The sequence below is a fragment of the Falsiroseomonas sp. E2-1-a4 genome, assembly GCF_051433165.1.
GTDB lineage: Bacteria > Pseudomonadota > Alphaproteobacteria > Acetobacterales > Acetobacteraceae > Falsiroseomonas.
On sequence record NZ_JBHMFS010000001.1, the window covers coordinates 379042 to 394654 of the forward strand.

Genomic DNA, 15613 nt, shown 5'->3' on the forward strand with positions numbered 1-15613 from the left:
ATTCGATCTCCGTCAGGCGGGATTGGCGTCGGCGCGCTGCGGCGAAAGCCCATGCGTCTCGAGCAGGTCATAAAGCGTCGGGCGGCTGATCCCGAGCAGGCGTGCAGCGGCGGACAAGCTGCCATTGCAGCGCGCCAGGGCGCGCCCGATCATCTCCCGCTCCGCCCGCGCGCGGGCGGCGCGCAGGTCGAGATCCTCGCTGGCCGGTTCGGTGTCAGGTACCGCCTCCGCCAGTTCCAGATCGGCCGCACTGAGCAGCGGGCCTTCGGACATCAGCGCAGCGCGCTGGATGCGGTTGCCGAGCTCGCGCACATTGCCGGGCCACGGGTGGGCGGCGATAGCGGCCAGCGCCGTGTCATCGAAGCCGCGCAGGCGGCGCTGCGCCTCCTGCCCGTGGCGTGCCAGGAACCAGCGCGCCAGCAGCAGCGAATCCCCGCCACGTTCGCGCAACGGCGGCACGCGCAGCGTCAGCGCGTTCAGCCGGTACAGCAGGTCCTGCCGGAAGCCGCCGGTCTCGGCCTGTTCCTCCAATGGCTGATTGGTGGCGGAGACGACGCGCACGTCGACGCGGATCTTGGTACGGCCGCCGATGCGCTCGATCATCTGGTCCTGCAGGAAGCGCAGCAGCTTCGCCTGCAACGACATCGGCAGGTCACCGATCTCGTCGAGGAACAGCGTGCCGCCATGCGCCGCCTCGATCTGCCCGGTCACCTGGCGAACTGCGCCCGTGAAGGCGCCGCGCTCGTGGCCGAACAGCTCGCTTTCCAGCAGCGCCTCCGGGATCGCGGCGCAGTTCAGGGCGATGAAAGGCTTGGGTGCGCGCGGACCCAGCTGGTGCAGGGCGCGGGCCAGCGCTTCCTTGCCGGTGCCGCTTTCGCCCAGCAGCAGCACGGGGACGGAGACGGTGGCCAGGCGCTCGATGCTGCGGCACAGCTTCAGCATAGCCTCGTCGGCGGTGATGATGTCCGCGATCGGGCTGGGGCGCGGCGCGGCGGCCAGGCGCTGATTCTCCTCCTCCAGCGCGCGGACATGCAGCGCGCGATCGAGGATGGTGCGCAGCACGTCGAGGTCGACCGGTTTCTCGCAGAAATCATATGCGCCGAGGCCGACCGCGCGCAGCATCGTCTCCCGCTGTCCCTGGCCGCTGGCGACGATGATGGGCAGGCCCGGTGCCAGGGCGCGCAGCGCGGCGAGCGTCGCGAAACCCTCCGCCACACCCTCCGCATCCGGCGGCAGGCCGAGATCCAGCAGCACGGCGGCCGGCTGTTCGCGCCTGGCCGTCGCCTCCGCCTGGCGCCGGTCACTTGCGATGACGACGCGCCACGCCGGGAAGGCCCATCGGTATTGTGCGCAGAGGCCAGGATCATCCTCCACAATAAGCAGCTTCGGCTTGCTCATGCCGCAATCTCCTGCAGTTGTGGTGGCCTGGCTGCCGGCTGACAGGGCATGGTCAGGCGCATGGTGGTGCCAGCACCCGGCGTGCTGAGCGCGAGCAGGTCGCCGCCGGCGGCGCGCAACAGATCGCGCGCCTGCCAGGCACCGACGCCGTTGCCATCAGCGCGGCCGGACACCAGGGGACGGAACAGATGGTCGCGCACGAATTCGGGGGTCATGCCGGGTCCGCGATCGGTGATGTCGAGCAGCACGGATCCGCCATCCCGCCGCAGCGCGATGCGGACCGGGACGGCCTGGGGAGAGGCTTCGATGGCGTTGTCCAGAAGGTGGCGCAGGGCGGCGGCAAAGGCCTCCGGTGCGATGGCGATGCAGCAGGCATCGGCCTCATCCGCCGCGACTTCGACCGGATGCGCCACCTCGCGCAGCACGGCGCGGATCGTCTCCAGCGGTGCGATGAGTGCCGGCGGCTGTTCCGCCTCCGGCTCCCGCAGCCGCGCGATCAGCGCGTTGATGCGCTGCGCGGAGGCGCCGACCGTCAGAAGCATGTCCTGCTGGAATTCCGGATCCGCGATGTTGTGCTCGGCATTGGCGAGAACCAGAGTGAGCTGGCTGGCGACGTTCTTCACGTCATGTGCCACGAAGGCGAAGCGGCGGGCATGGTCGGTCAGCGCGCGCTGGTCGTGCAGCCGTTCGGCGGCGCGGCGCTCGGCCAGGAACATCGCCACTTCGCGGCCGACGGCCCGCAGCAGGTCGAACGCCTCGGCGTCCAGGTTGAAGCGGGCGCGCGGCGGCGCCAGCAGCACGAGGCCGAGCAGCCCGTCCCTGTGATGCCGCAACGGCACGGCGAGCCATAGCGGCGCGAGCCCTGCGGCGAGGTCATGCGGTACCGCGGTGACGATATGCGTGCCGTCCTGCAGCGCGGTGACCAGGGCGTGGTCCGGCGGCAGCACAATGTCATGCACCGGCAGGTTCCAGGATCCGGCCCAGCGCAACGGCGCCTGTGGCGCATCACGCAGCAGCAGCAGGCCGGCCGGGCTGTCCACCGGATCCGCCATGGCGACGATGGCGCGCTGCTCGGCTTCCGCATGCTGGGCGGACAGCGTGGCGACGCAGCGCAGCCATTCGGCGCGGTAATCGAAACGGGCGGCGAAGAAATGGTCGACCACGCGCCGGCGGATATGCGAGCGCATCGAGGCGGAGGAGGCGGCCACCGCGATGGCCAGAACCGCGCCGGCGAGCAGGCTGACCTGCGCCGCACCACCCCAATCGCCGCCAAAATGCCGCAACCCTTCGCCCACCGCGCCAACCCCGGTCAGGAAGGTGCCGGCGATGACCAGCGTCGCGCCGTGGAATACCACCTGGCGCGAGACCGGCGGGTTGCGACGCCAGCGTCGGTCGCGCAGCGCGGCGAGCACCAGCAGCGGCATCGACAACGCGGTCAGTACCGCCCGTGCATCCAGCAGCGCCGGGGCATAGAAGCGATGCAGCGCCGCATCCGCATGCAGCACCACGTCGAAGGCGGACAGGCCGCCGAGTACCAGGCAGGGCAGGATCACATGCCAGCGCGCCGAGCGGTCCGCGTTGCGATACAAATTCTCGGCCACCAGCAGCACCAGCAGTGCCAGGCCGAGCCGCGCCATCAAACCCGGGGAGCCGATGGTTGGCAGCCTGGGCGTGGCGGGCAGCAAGGCCGCGAGCGACAGCAGCGTCAGGACCCCGCCAACCACGGCGAAGCGCCAGACCTGCGGCGCCGCGATGGTGCCGCCGTAGCGGCGGGTAAGCAGCAGCAGCAGGCCGAGCCACAGGGTGCTGCGCAGAATCTCCAGCGCGCCGGGCAGGCCGTCCAGTGGCATGGCGGGCTGCAAGGCCACCGCCGCCGCCCAGCCCGAAGCGGCCAGGCATGCCAGCGTCAGCGGCAGGGTGGCGCGCAGCCGCCCGCAAGCCAGGATCAACACGGCCCAGCCGAAGCACAGGGCGGCCGCAGCGACGTGCAGCCACGGCGTGGCCGCGGCGTTCACCGCGACCCTCCCGGCGACTGGTGCGCGGCGCCGTGCATCAGCGGGCGCCTTCCTGGAACAGGACCACGCGGACGGTCGACAGCAGGATCAGCAGATCCAGCAGCAGGCTGCGGCGGCGCACGTAGTACAGGTCGTAGGCCAGCTTCATCCGCGCATCCTCGACCGATGCGCCGTAGGGATAGTTGACCTGCGCCCAGCCGGTGATGCCCGGTTTCACGATGGCGCGATCGTGGTAGTGCGGAATGATCTCGCCAAGCTGCGCCACGAAGGTCGGCCGTTCCGGGCGCGGCCCGACGACAGACATGTCGCCCCGCAGCACGTTGAGGGCCTGCGGGATCTCATCGATGCGCGTCAGCCGCATGATGCGGCCCACGCGCGTGACGCGCGGATCACCGCGGATTGCCCAGCGCGCGACGCCGCCAGCCTCAGCATCCGTCACCATACTGCGGAACTTGAACAGCATGAAGGGCCGGTTGTTCAGGCCGACACGCTCCTGCCGATAGAAAATCGGGCCCCGGCTGTCGAGGCGAATGGCTACCATGGTGATTAGCAGCAGCGGCAACGTCAGCAGCAGCAGCACACTGGCAACCAGGATGTCGAAGCCCCGGCGCAAGGCGGCCTCCGTCCGGCTGGTATGGGCCGCGTTCGCGCTGGCAAGCCAGCCTTCCGGAAGGCTCTCCAGATCCAGCCGGTTGAGACCGTGTTCACTGAATTCAGCAGCCGTGAAGACATGCACGCCGGCGGCCGCGCAGTTCTTCTGTGTCTCGGCAGGCAACGGCGTGCGGGCCGGCGCGATCACGGCCCAGACGCGCCAGGCGCGCAGTCGGCCGCGCGTGATGGCCTGAGACAGCGCATCGGCCACCGGCAGCACCAGCGTCACCTCGAAGGGCGCGTAGCCGCGATCCGTGCCGGGCTTCTCGGCGCCGACCAGCGCCAGGCGGCGAAGCGGCGGCCGCAGCAGCAGGAAACCCAGGCGCGTGACCAGGATGGCGATGGCGGTGCCAAGCATCACGGAGATCAGCGCATGCCGCTGGACCGGGCTGACGCCCGCACCTTCCGTGAATTGCAGCGCCAGCACCGAAAGCAGTAGCAGGATGGTGGTGCCGACCAGGCCGGAGACGAGGGTGGCGCGCAGACCGGCCAGTGTGGAGGGTTCATAGAACCCGACGGCGCCCGCCACCAACAGCACGGTTGTGGCCGTGATCGCCGCCAACGCCATGGCCGCGGCAATCCCCTCCGCCGGGCCGAAGGGACCGCCCGCAACCAGCAGCGCCAACACGCAAAGAAACACAGCGCCGGTCTCGCCGAGACATAGTGCAAGGACTTCGGTTCGTACGCTGTGGCCAAACAAATTTGTCATGGGTGTCGCCCTCTTCTGCCTGCATAATGCGACATCGCCGGACAAACACGATCCGAATAATAATCACAAAATATTGTAAATGAGATGATTTTAGCAAAATTGGCACGAAACTGCATTAGGGCCAACAGGATTGCCTGAAAAGGCACCTAATTTTACATTTCAATCAACTGCACACTGGCTGTTTGCGTTTAACGTAAATTCGCAGGGCTTAATTGTAGATAGCGCCGGCCGGCTCAGTTTTGTATCGCTCTTACCACCAGAGGCGACGCCGCTCCGGGACCTTCCCGGCCTCCACGGCCCGCTTTTCTCCAGCCAGAGGCCATCGGCATGAAGAGCTTCCGCGTTGCAGGCATTCCGGCCTGGTCTGCCCTCATCATCGGGCTGGGTGCCGGGCTTGCCGGCTGTGCCGGCACACCCACAGCGCTACCCGCCGCCACCGCTGAATCCTCCGCCGCCAGCTCCTATGTGATCGGTCCGGGCGATACGCTGACCGTCTTCGTCTATCGTGCGCCGGAACTCAGCGCCGCGGCGCTGCCGGTGCGCCCGGATGGCCGCATCTCCCTGCCGCTGGTGCCGGACGTCGAGGCCGCCGGGCGCACGCCTAGCGAGCTGGCACGCGCGCTGGAGGAAGCCCTGGCGGAGTATGTGCGGGAGCCGAATGTCACCGTCATGGTGCAGTCCTTCATCGGCCAGCCGAGCCGCCAGATCCGGGTGATCGGCGAAGCGGCGCAGCCGCTGGCGCTGCCGTACCGCGAGGGGCTGAGCGTGCTGGACGTGATGATCAACGCCCGTGGGCTGACCCGCTACGCCGCCGGCAATCGCGCCGAGATCATTCGTCGCCCGCCCAATGGCGCGGCGCCGCAGGTGATCCCTGTGCGGTTGGATGACCTGCTTCGTGGCGGCGACATTTCCCAGGATATTGCCATGCAGCCGGGCGACACGCTGGTCATCCCGCAAGGCTGGTTCTGACCATGGACCTGCACGGGCTGCTCCGCCGGGCGCTGGCCGCCGGCGCCCGCCACCGCTGGCGCGCTTTGGCGCTTGCCTGGGTGGTGTGCCTCGGCGGTTGGGCCGGCGTCACGATGTTGCCGAACCAGTATGTCGCCACGACGCGGGTTTATGCCGACGCGGATGCGATCCTTGGCCTGCTGCTGCGCGGCATTGCGATCGACAGCTCACCGGCCAGCCAGGTCGAGACCCTGCAGCGCACGCTGCTGTCGCGCCCGAACCTCGAGAAGATCATCACCCGCACGCAGCTGCGTGAGCAGATCCAGGACCCGGTTGACCAGGAGCAGATGCTGACACGGCTGGCGCGGGACATTCGCCTACAGACGCAGACCCGCAACCTGTTCACCATCGAGTTCCAGGACCGCAATCCGCAGCTTGCGCATGACGTGGTGGCCACCACGCTGAACCTGTTCATGGAGGCGGCGATGGTCACCGACCGCCAGCAGATGGACAATGCGCGCAACTTCGTGGCGGAGCAGACCGCATCCTATGAGGTGCAGCTGCGCCAGGCCGAGAATCGCCGTGCCGAGTTCCGGGCGCGCTACCTCGATATTCTTCCCTCCGACGCGCTCGGCGGGGCCTCCCGCCTCGAGGCGGCGCGCACCCGCCTGGCGCAGGTGCAGGGCGAGTTGATCGATACCCGCAGGCGCCGTGACCTGACGCAGCAGCAGCTACAGGAGATGGCGGCGGTGCCGGCGCCTGCCGTGACCACGGGTGGCGGCAATCCGCGCCTGGTGGAGGCGCAGCGCCAGCTGGCCGAGCTTCGCCTCCGTTTCACGGACTCGCACCCGGATGTTCGCGCCGCGCTCGCCGTGGTGAATGCCGCACGCGCGGGTGGTGGTGGTGGCGGTGGTGCACGTGCGGCTGTTGCGCAGCCGCAGAACCAGGCGCTGGAAATGCTGCGCCTTAGGCTGGTGGACGTGGAGTCCGAGATCGCTTCGCTGGAGCGACAGGAGCGTGAGGGCATTGCCGAGCTGGAGCGTCTGGACGAAATCGCCCGCAGTGCGCCACAGGTACAGGCGCAGTTCCTGAACCTGGACCGCGACTACACTGTTCTGCGCCGCAACTATGACGAGCTGCTGGCGCGGCGCGAATCGCTGCAGCTGGCCGGCGCGGCGCGCGACAGTTCGGACCGCGTGCAGCTGGAGGTGGTGGACCCGCCGACGGTGCCGGCGCAGCCGGTTTCGCCCAACCGCTTCCTGCTGTCAGCCGGCGTGCTTGTTGTCGGCCTCGGCGCTGGTGTCGGACTGGTGCTGCTGCTGATGCAACTCGATCGCAGCTTCTACACGCTGGCGGATCTGCGCCGCATCGGCTTGCCGGTGCTGGGCGCCGTCTCCGCGCCGCCACGGCGCGGCGCGATGATCTCCGGCATCGGCTTCGCTGGTGGACTCGCCATGCTGTTCGTCGCCTTTGGCGCCGTGCTCGCGGATGCGCCCCGCATCATTGCAAGGATGCTGCTGGCATGACCGGATTGAGCGCACCGCGAACCCATCTCGCCGAGCGCGCGGTGGCCGCGATGGGGCCGCTGCGGGGAGCGGACACCCTGGCGCCGGACGCCCTGGCGCCGGACACGCTGGCCCCGGACACGCTGGCACCCGCAGGTCTGTCCGGCCATGCGCGGCGCGAAGGGCCCCGCAATGCCGAGGCCTTCGCGGAGGTGCCAGTGGCGCCACCGCCGGCGATCGGGATGGAGGCGCTGCGTGCCGCAGGACTGGCCTTCGAGCCGGAGGCGGAGGCGCGCTCTCGTCTGGCGGAGGAGTTGGCGCTGATCCAGACCCAGGTCCTGCGCGCCATCCCGACCCCGGATGCGGCGCGCAACGCCACCACCTGCCGGCAATTGGTGATGATCACCAGCGCGATGCCGGAGGAGGGCAAGAGCTTCATGGCGGTGAATCTCGCCGCGAGCCTTGCCGCCGGTACCGGCCAGCCGGTCTTGCTGGTGGATGGCGATGGCGGGGTCACGCAGCGCCTGGCCCTGGCGGATGCGCCCGGTCTGCGCGCGCTGGTGCAGGACCCGGCAAAGACCGTTGCGCCTCTGCTGCGGGCGACGGCCATTGCCGGCCTCTCGGTCTTGCCGCATGGGCTGCGGGCGCCAGGCCATGCGGCGCCGAGCGGGGTGGCACTCGCGGCCGCGTTGCGGGCCGTGGCGGTGGCGCTGCCGCGGCATGTCGTGGTGCTCGACATGCCCGCCGCGCTGTCCTCGAGCGATGCGCCGACCCTGGCTGCCATGGTGGGCCAGGTGCTGCTGGTGGTGCGCGCCGAGACAACGCCACGTGAAGCCGTGGAAGCCGCCCTGGATGTTCTCGAAGCCTGTCCCGTGCTGCAACTGGTCCTGAACCAGAGCCGGATGAGCAGCGATGACAGTTTTGGCAATTCGACGGCTTCAGCCGATGGCTGATCTTTTCCTGCGCGGGGCAGCCCTGGCCCTGGGGATGGCCGCGGTGCCGGCCCTGGCCTCCAGCCCGCCACTGCCCGGCTACACCGGCCCGGGCTCGCTGCCATCGGTCCGTGCCGCGGCGGAGGCCGAAGACGCGGCCGCGCGGGGGGTGGAAGTGGTGGAACCGACCGCGCCGCCGATCCGCATCGACCAGTTCGGCTTCCCCACCACCGGCCCGCTGCCCGCGGCGCCCGGGCCGTCCCGCGCCTGGACCATCGTTCCCAGCCTCACGGTCCAGGCGGTAGCGACGGACAACCTAACCAACAGCGGCAACCGCAAGAGCGGCGACGTTTTCACCACGATCTCGCCGGGCGTGCTGGTTTCCGCCGATACGGCGCGCCTGCAAGGCGTGCTGAACTACAGGCCGAGCGCGCGCTTTCACGCGAACAATACCGACCAGGACCGCTTCGACCAGAACTTCAACGGCCAGGCGCTGGTCAGCATCGTGCCCGGCACGCTGTTCCTCGACATGCGCGGTTCGTCATCGATCCAGAGCGTCAACGGCGGCTTTGCGCCGGAAAGCAGCGTTGTCACCGACGACCGTGACCGGCTGCAGACCACCAGCTTCCAGATCTCGCCCTACATCGTGCATCGCTTTGGCGACACGGCGACGATGCAGGTGGGCTACGCCTACCAGTGGGTCGACCAGAGTGGCGACGACCCGGTGCTGGCGCTTCAGCCGGATCGGTTCGGGTCCGGGGTGCGGGGTGGCAGGGCGGCCCAGTCCTTCACCGCGCATGAGGGCTATGCAGTGGTCCGGACTGGTCCCAATTTCGGCCGGCTGGCGCTTGAAGGTCGCCTGCAGGCCACGGCCTATGATGGCGATGGCGTGCTGGATGGTGCCTATCGCCGGCTCGGCTCGGTCGAGGCGCGCTACGCAATCCTGCGCGGCGTATCCGTGTTGGTGATGGGCGGGTACGAGCAGCAGCGCTTCAGGGGTACGCCCGGCATCGATATCAGCGAACCGATCTGGGCGGTTGGCGCGCGATTCGACTTCTCCGAGAGCAGCCGGATGACGGTGCGCTACGGTCGGCGCAACGGCTTCAACTCGCTGTCCTTCGACGCATCGGTCGCTGTCGGCGGCAGGACGCGGGTTTCGGGCCGCTACGCGGAGACGTTGAGCACCGGCGCGCTGCAGGCGGCGGATCTGCTTTCCACCACCTCGCTCGACCAGTTCGGCAATCCGATCGACCTGTCGACCGGCCTGCCGGTGGTGCGCCCCTTGAGCGGCTCCTTCCTGGGCACCCAGAACAATCTGGCGCGGATCAAGACAGCCTCCGCCGCCATCGTGCAAACCTGGCCGCGGGATACCTTCGCCCTGACCCTGACGCGGGAGGAGCAGACACCGGTCTCCGTGGCCGCGGGCGGCAGCAGCTTCGGGCAGCGCGGCACCTCCGCCGGCTTCACCTGGTCGCATGCGCTGACGCCGCGGACCTCCGCCGCTGCCTTCCTCCAATATGGCCGCAGCAGCAGCGGATTGCGCGGCGACGGCACGATCATGAGCGCAAGCCTCAGCTTCGTGCATGCGCTGCGGGAGAACACGACCGCCACGCTCCAGCTGGCCAGTCGTCGGAACGAATTTTCGGGCGGCAACGGCACCTCGACGCAGAACTTCATCCTCATCGGCTTGCGCCAAACCTTCTAGGAGCCCGCGATGCTAGGCGAGATCTACGGCTTCCGTGCGCATCCCTTCCAGATGACACCGGACGCCAGGCTATTCTACGAAAGCACAGTCCACGCACGCGCCTACGCGCACCTGCTTTACGGGCTGGCGCAGCGTGAGGGCTTCGTGGTGGTGACGGGGGAGGTTGGCGCCGGCAAGACCACGCTGGTGGAGCGGCTGTGCAGCCAGCTCGACCCGACCGGCTTCGCCGTCGCCCGCGTCTCCACCACCCAGGTGGCGGGGGATGATCTGCTGCGGCTGGTGGCGGACGCCTTCGGCGCCGAGCCGGAGGGCAACAAGGCCGCCGTGCTGCGTGGCATCTCCGCCGCGCTGCGCAACGGTGACCGGCGCTACCTGCTGATCGTGGACGAGGCCCAGGGCCTGGCGCCGGCGGCGCTGGAAGAACTGCGGATGCTGTCCAACGTGACGGAAGGCGGCCAGGCACCGATGCAGACCATCCTGCTCGGCCAGCCACAGCTTCGACGCACGCTGGCCAGCCCGGATCTCGACCAGCTTCGCCAGCGCGTGCTGGCCTGCTACCACCTCGGCGCCCTTTCGCGTGAGGAAACCCACGCCTATGTCGAGCACCGCATGCGCGCGGTGGGCTGGCTGGACCATCCACGTTGGGATACTGGCGCGCTGGACCTGGTGCACCGGCACAGCGAGGGCATTCCGCGCCGCATCAACCGTCTGTGCTCCCGCGTGCTGCTTGGCGCCGCGCTGGAACGCGCCACGGTGCTGACCGCGCCGCTGGTGGAGGCGACGGCGATCGAGCTGGAGGAAGACCTCGGCGGCGGCATGGCGCCGCAGCTTTTCGGCATGCCGGCGCCCGAGGCCGGCGTGGTGCTGCGCGATATCGAGCATCGGATCGAGGCGCTGGAAAGTCTGACCGCTCGCCGCGAACGGGTGTTCCAGCAGATGGCCGATCTGTTCGGCGGTGGGCGGAGGACGCACCGATGAGTTTGCAGAACCGCAATGCCACGGCGGCGGAGCCCGGCATCCGCAACGCGATGAGCGTGGATGTGGAAGACTGGTTCCAGGTCCAGGCTTTTGCCGAGGCGATCCCGCGCGACGAATGGGCCCACCTGTCCTGCCGCGTCGAGGCGAATACGGAACAGGTGCTGGAACGCTTCGCCGAAGCCGGCGTGCGCGCGACCTTCTTCACCCTTGGATGGGTGGCGCAGCGCTACCCCGCGCTGGTGCGGCGCATCGTCGATGCCGGGCACGAACTCGCCAGCCATGGCCATGGGCATGAACGGGTTGACGCGATCGGCGCCGAGGCGTTCCGCGCCGATATCCGCCAGGCGCGGATACTGCTGGAGGATACCGGTGGCGTCGCCGTGCACGGCTATCGCGCGCCCACCTTCTCGATCGGGCCGCATACACCCTGGGCGCATCCGATCCTGGCGGAGGAGGGCTATCGCTACTCCTCCTCCGTCTTTCCGGTGAAGCATGATCTGTATGGCGCGCCCGATGCGCCGCGCGGGCCGCATTATCCGCAGCCGGATGGCGTGCTGGAATTGCCGATGACAACGGTGCGCGCGTTCGGCCGGTCGCTGCCTTGTTCCGGTGGCGGCTGGTTCCGGCTGGCGCCGTACCAGCTGTTCCGCGCCGGGCTGCAGCGCGTGAACCAGATGGAGGCGCGGCCGGGCATCTTCTATTTCCACCCGTGGGAACTGGACCCGGACCAGCCGCGCGTTTTCCAGGCCAGGGCCCTGTCCCGCTTCCGCCACTACACGGGCCTGCCGACCATGGGCGCGAGGCTGGACCGGCTGCTGCGGGACTTTGCCTGGGGCAGCATGTCCGATGTCTTCGCGCAGGAGCTGGCGGAGCCGGCCATGCCCGAGATGCTGCGCGCGATGGCAGGGTGAACATGGTGCGGATTCGGGAATTGGAGGACGGCGCCTGCGCCGCCTGGGATGATTTTGTCCAGCGCACACCGGAGGCGACCTTCTTTCACCTGTCGCCCTGGCGGCAGGTGATCGAGCGTGCCTTTGGCCATCGCACCCACTACGCCTATGCCGAGCAGGATGGCGCCATCGTCGGCGTGCTGCCGCTGGCGCGGATGAAGACGCTGCTGTTCGGCGACGCGCTGATCTCGACGCCCTTCTGCGTCTATGGCGGGCCGGTCGCGGCCACGCCGCAGGCCGCCGCGGCGCTGGAATCCCACGCCATGGACCTGATGCGCCGGACCGGCGTGCCGAGCCTGGAATTCCGCCGCCGCGACGCGCCGGATGAGGGCTGGGCGGAGCGCCCGGCGCTGCACCACACTTTCCGCCGCGCCATCACCGGCGATGCGGATGCCGACATGAAGGCGATTCCGCGCAAGCAGCGCGCCATGGTCCGCAAGGGCATCTCCAATGGCCTGACCAGTGTCTCGAACCGCGACACGCGGGCACTGCACCATGTCTATGCCCGCATGGTGCATGCCCTCGGCACGCCCGTCTTCTCCGAGAAATACTTTCGGCTGCTCGGCGAGGCGTTCCCCGACGCACATGACGTGACCACGGTTCTGCATGAGGAGCGGCCGGTTGCCGCGGTGCTGAACTTCCATTTCCGGGACGAGGTGCTGCCCTATTACGGTGGCGGCACACCGGAGGCACGCGGCCTGGCCGGCAATGACTTCCTGTATTGGGAAGTGATGCGCCGCGCCGGCGCTGAACGCGGCGCGCGGATGTTCGATTTCGGCCGCAGCAAGACCGGCACCGGCGCCTTCGACTTCAAGCGCAACTGGGGGTTCGAGGCGCAGCCGCTGCACTACTGCTATCAGCTTCGCCAGGGCGCGACACTGGCGGAAAACAATCCGGCCAATCCGAAGTTCAAGCTGATGATCGCCGCCTGGCGCCGGCTGCCCCTGCAGGTGGCGAATCTGATCGGGCCGCAGATCGTGCGGGGTCTTGGTTGATGAAGCCGCGCCTGCTGTTCCTGTGCCACCGCATTCCCTTCCCGCCGGACAAGGGCGACAAGATCCGCGCCTGGCACATGCTGGATCGCCTGGCGGAGAACTGGGACGTCGATCTCGGCTGTCTGGTCGATGACCCGGCCGATCTGCGCCACCTGCCGGTGCTGCAGGCGCGCTGCGCCAGCGTGCTGGCACGACCGACCGGCCCGCGCCGCCAGGCGGCGCTGCGCGCGCTGTTGCGCTGCCGGCCGGGCCTGCCGCTGAGCCTCGGCTGGTTTCATGAGAAGGGGCTGTGGGACTGGGTGCAGGCGCATCTCGCCGCCGGCACGCATGAAGCCTGCTTCGTCTATTCCTCCGCCATGGCACCCTACGTCATGGGGCGGCAGCATCCCGGCATGCGGCGCGTGCTGGACATGGTGGATGTCGATTCCGAGAAGTGGCGCGCCTATGCCGCGGATGCGCGGCCGCCGATGCGCCAGGTCTGGGCGCGGGAGGCGCGCACGCTGCTGGCCTTCGAACGCCGCGCCGCGGCCGCCTTCGACCGCACGCTGTTCGTCTCCGCCGCCGAGGCCGCGCAGTTCCGGTCCATGGCGCCCGAAGCCGCGGCGCGGGTGGATCATGTGGACAATGGCGTGGACCTGGCCGCCTTCGACCCGGCCCTGCCGACGCCGAACCCCTATGCGCCCGGCATGCGCGCCATCGTCTTCACCGGCACGATGGACTACCGCCCAAACATCGAGGCGGTCTGCTGGTTCGCGGAACAGGTGATGCCGCGCCTGGCCGATCTGCCGGGCGTTGCCTTCCACATCGTGGGCGCCAATCCCGCACCCGCCGTACGTGCTCTGGCCTCCCGGCCGGGCGTGCATGTGGCCGGCGCGGTGCCGCGCATCCAGCCCTGGATCGCGCATGCGGAGGTGGGCGTCGCACCGCTGCGAATAGCGCGCGGCATCCAGAACAAGGTGCTGGAGGCGATGGCGCTCGCGCGGCCCGTGGTGGCCAGCCCCGAGGCCTTTGAGGGCGTGCGCGCCCTGCCCGGCCGCGACATCCTGGTAGCGGAGGGCGCGGAGGCGATGGCGCAGGCGGTGCGCGAGGTGCTCGACGGCCGGCACCCGGGCCTCGGCCCACGGGCGCGGGCGGCGGTGACGGAAGCGCATGACTGGAACGCCACGCTGCGCCGCCTCGATGCGGTGCTGCCGGTGCGGGAGAAAGTGACAGCATGAACGTGATCCTGCCCGCGCGTCCCGCAACCGGCGTGCATGGCGGCTGGGGCCTGCCGCTCGCGGCGCTCGGTCTCGGCCTTCTGGCATTCGGCCTGTTGTTCCAGGCGGAGGTTGCGGCGGCGGTCGCCACTTGGGACCGCTCCGCCACCTACAACCATTGCTGGCTGGTGCTGCCGATCGCGATCTGGCTTGCCTGGGTACGGCGGGATCGCCTGAAGGTGCTGCGGCCCGAGCCTTCGCTGCTGCTGGCCCTGCCGGCGCTGGCCGGCGCGCTGGCCTGGATTGTGGCGGAGCGACTGGGCATTATGGAAGGGCGGCAGCTTGTCCTGATCGGGCTGGTGTGGGTCCTGGTGCTGGCGACGCTTGGCTGGCGCATCGCGCTGGCGATGGCGGCCCCGCTGGCCTACCTGATTTTTCTCGTACCATTCGGCGAGTTCGCCACGCCCTTCCTGCAGGACGTGACCTTGCAGATGATCCTGGTGGGGCTGCGCTTTTTCGAAATCCCCCACTACGCCGATGGGCTGGTGATCGAGATTCCGGCTGGCACCTTCCTGGTGGCCGAGGCCTGTGCCGGGCTGCGCTTCCTGATCGCGGCGATCGCCTTCGGCGCGCTGTATGCGTTGGTGATGTTCCGCAGCCCGGGGCGGCGGCTGATGGTGATGCTGCTGGCCGTCGGGGTGCCGGTGCTGGCCAATGGCATCCGCGCGCTGGGCATCGTGCTGCTCGGCCACCATCTCGGCAGTGCGGAGGCGGCGGCGGCGGACCACCTGATCTACGGCTGGGTGTTCTTCTCCGTGGTGCTGCTGCTGCTGGTGGTGGCGGGCCTTCCCTTCCGCCAGGACGGCGCGGTGGCGCCGGTGGCGCATGACCCGCTGGCGCCGTTGCGGCCGCAGCGCGTGGCACCGGCGCGGGGTGTGGCGGTTGCAGCGCTGGCCGTTGGCCTGGCGGCGACGGGGCCGCTGGCGGCGGCCAGGCTGGATGCCGGCGTGGCGCCGCCGCAGGTGCAGGATGCGGCCCTGACGGCGCCGGATGGCTGCGTCGCGGAAGGCCTGGCGCTACGCTGCGCGGGGCTCGTCGCCACGGCGCGGCTGATGCAGTTCGCAGCGGACGCCAATTGGGCCGGCGTCGCCGCGGCACGCCGTGCGGCCGCGGGGGCCGTGAATGACGATGCGCTGACCTTCGGCGTGCAGGCGCCCGGCATGGCATGGCAGGTGCGCCACGTTACGGGACGATCCGCCCTGGTTGCCGTGGCCGCCTGGCGGGACGGCGTAGCGGCGGGGGATGGCCTGCGCTCGCGCGCCGCGCAGGCGCTGTCGGCGCTGCGCGGCGGCACGGCGCGGCCGGTGCTCGTGGTGGTGGACCTGGTGCCGGAGGATGCCGCGGCCCTGGACGTTGCCCAGGCCAGCCGGGTGATGCGCGCCGTGCTCGCGGCGCAGCGGCAGAGCCTGGGCGCCGTTGCGGCGGCGCGTTCAACGGGTTCGTGATCTCTGTCGGCACCACTTACAGGCATCTGACAGAACTGCCGTTGTTTCAGATAATACGCTGAAAAATAAGGAAAAATAATCTGGCACGCAGCTTGCTAATGATGAATTAGGCCACCGGGGTTGCCG

At 69.4% G+C, this 15613-nt stretch carries 12 protein-coding genes; 9 read left to right on the forward strand and 3 right to left on the reverse strand.

From position 1 onward, the window contains the following. Positions 1–12: 12 nt before the first annotated feature. From prsR to ACFHNC_RS01840, 3 genes are read right to left on the reverse strand one after another with little or no spacing between them, the layout of a single operon-like run. Positions 13–1398: a PEP-CTERM-box response regulator transcription factor gene (prsR, locus tag ACFHNC_RS01830; protein WP_437167492.1), complete on the reverse strand. Its 1386-nt coding sequence runs from the start codon at positions 1396–1398 to the stop codon at positions 13–15. Continuing rightward, positions 1395–3413 (reverse strand): XrtA/PEP-CTERM system histidine kinase PrsK, encoded by a 2019-nt coding sequence (prsK, locus tag ACFHNC_RS01835; protein WP_437167493.1) that lies wholly within the window; start codon positions 3411–3413, stop codon positions 1395–1397. The genes prsR and prsK overlap by 4 nt, the downstream gene beginning before the upstream one ends. Before the next feature lie 37 nt (positions 3414–3450). Continuing rightward, positions 3451–4773 (reverse strand): exopolysaccharide biosynthesis polyprenyl glycosylphosphotransferase, encoded by a 1323-nt coding sequence (locus tag ACFHNC_RS01840; protein WP_437167494.1) that lies wholly within the window; start codon positions 4771–4773, stop codon positions 3451–3453. A gap of 327 nt (positions 4774–5100) precedes the next feature. On the opposite strand from ACFHNC_RS01840, the gene ACFHNC_RS01845 reads away from it, so the two are divergent. From ACFHNC_RS01845 to xrtA, 9 genes are read left to right on the forward strand one after another with little or no spacing between them, the layout of a single operon-like run. Beyond that, a complete protein-coding gene (locus ACFHNC_RS01845) occupies positions 5101–5742 on the forward strand; it encodes an XrtA/PEP-CTERM system exopolysaccharide export protein (RefSeq protein ID WP_437167495.1) in 642 nt (213 codons plus the stop codon). Between the two features lie 2 nt (positions 5743–5744). Next, a complete protein-coding gene (locus tag ACFHNC_RS01850; RefSeq protein ID WP_437167496.1) occupies positions 5745–7247 on the forward strand; it encodes an XrtA system polysaccharide chain length determinant in 1503 nt (500 codons plus the stop codon). Beyond that, on the forward strand, positions 7244–8179 hold the full coding sequence (locus tag ACFHNC_RS01855) for a hypothetical protein (RefSeq protein ID WP_437167497.1): 936 nt from the start codon (positions 7244–7246) through the stop codon (positions 8177–8179). The genes ACFHNC_RS01850 and ACFHNC_RS01855 overlap by 4 nt, the downstream gene beginning before the upstream one ends. Beyond that, positions 8172–9863 carry a TIGR03016 family PEP-CTERM system-associated outer membrane protein gene (locus ACFHNC_RS01860; RefSeq protein WP_437167498.1) on the forward strand — a complete coding sequence of 564 codons (1692 nt, stop codon included), beginning with the start codon at positions 8172–8174 and terminating at the stop codon, positions 9861–9863. The genes ACFHNC_RS01855 and ACFHNC_RS01860 overlap by 8 nt, the downstream gene beginning before the upstream one ends. Before the next feature lie 9 nt (positions 9864–9872). After that, entirely contained in the window at positions 9873–10841 is a 969-nt protein-coding gene (locus tag ACFHNC_RS01865) for an AAA family ATPase (protein WP_437167499.1), read from the forward strand. Then, on the forward strand, positions 10838–11752 hold the full coding sequence (locus tag ACFHNC_RS01870; RefSeq protein ID WP_437167500.1) for an XrtA system polysaccharide deacetylase: 915 nt from the start codon (positions 10838–10840) through the stop codon (positions 11750–11752). Before ACFHNC_RS01865 ends, ACFHNC_RS01870 begins: the two co-directional genes overlap by 4 nt. 2 nt (positions 11753–11754) lie before the next feature. Further along, positions 11755–12786 (forward strand): FemAB family XrtA/PEP-CTERM system-associated protein, encoded by a 1032-nt coding sequence (locus tag ACFHNC_RS01875; protein ID WP_437167501.1) that lies wholly within the window; start codon positions 11755–11757, stop codon positions 12784–12786. After that, on the forward strand, positions 12786–14003 hold the full coding sequence (locus ACFHNC_RS01880) for a TIGR03087 family PEP-CTERM/XrtA system glycosyltransferase (protein WP_437167502.1): 1218 nt from the start codon (positions 12786–12788) through the stop codon (positions 14001–14003). The genes ACFHNC_RS01875 and ACFHNC_RS01880 overlap by 1 nt, the downstream gene beginning before the upstream one ends. Next, positions 14000–15487, forward strand: coding sequence for an exosortase A (gene xrtA, locus ACFHNC_RS01885; RefSeq protein ID WP_437167503.1), 1488 nt, complete (start codon positions 14000–14002; stop codon positions 15485–15487). The genes ACFHNC_RS01880 and xrtA overlap by 4 nt, the downstream gene beginning before the upstream one ends. Positions 15488–15613: the final 126 nt, after the last annotated feature.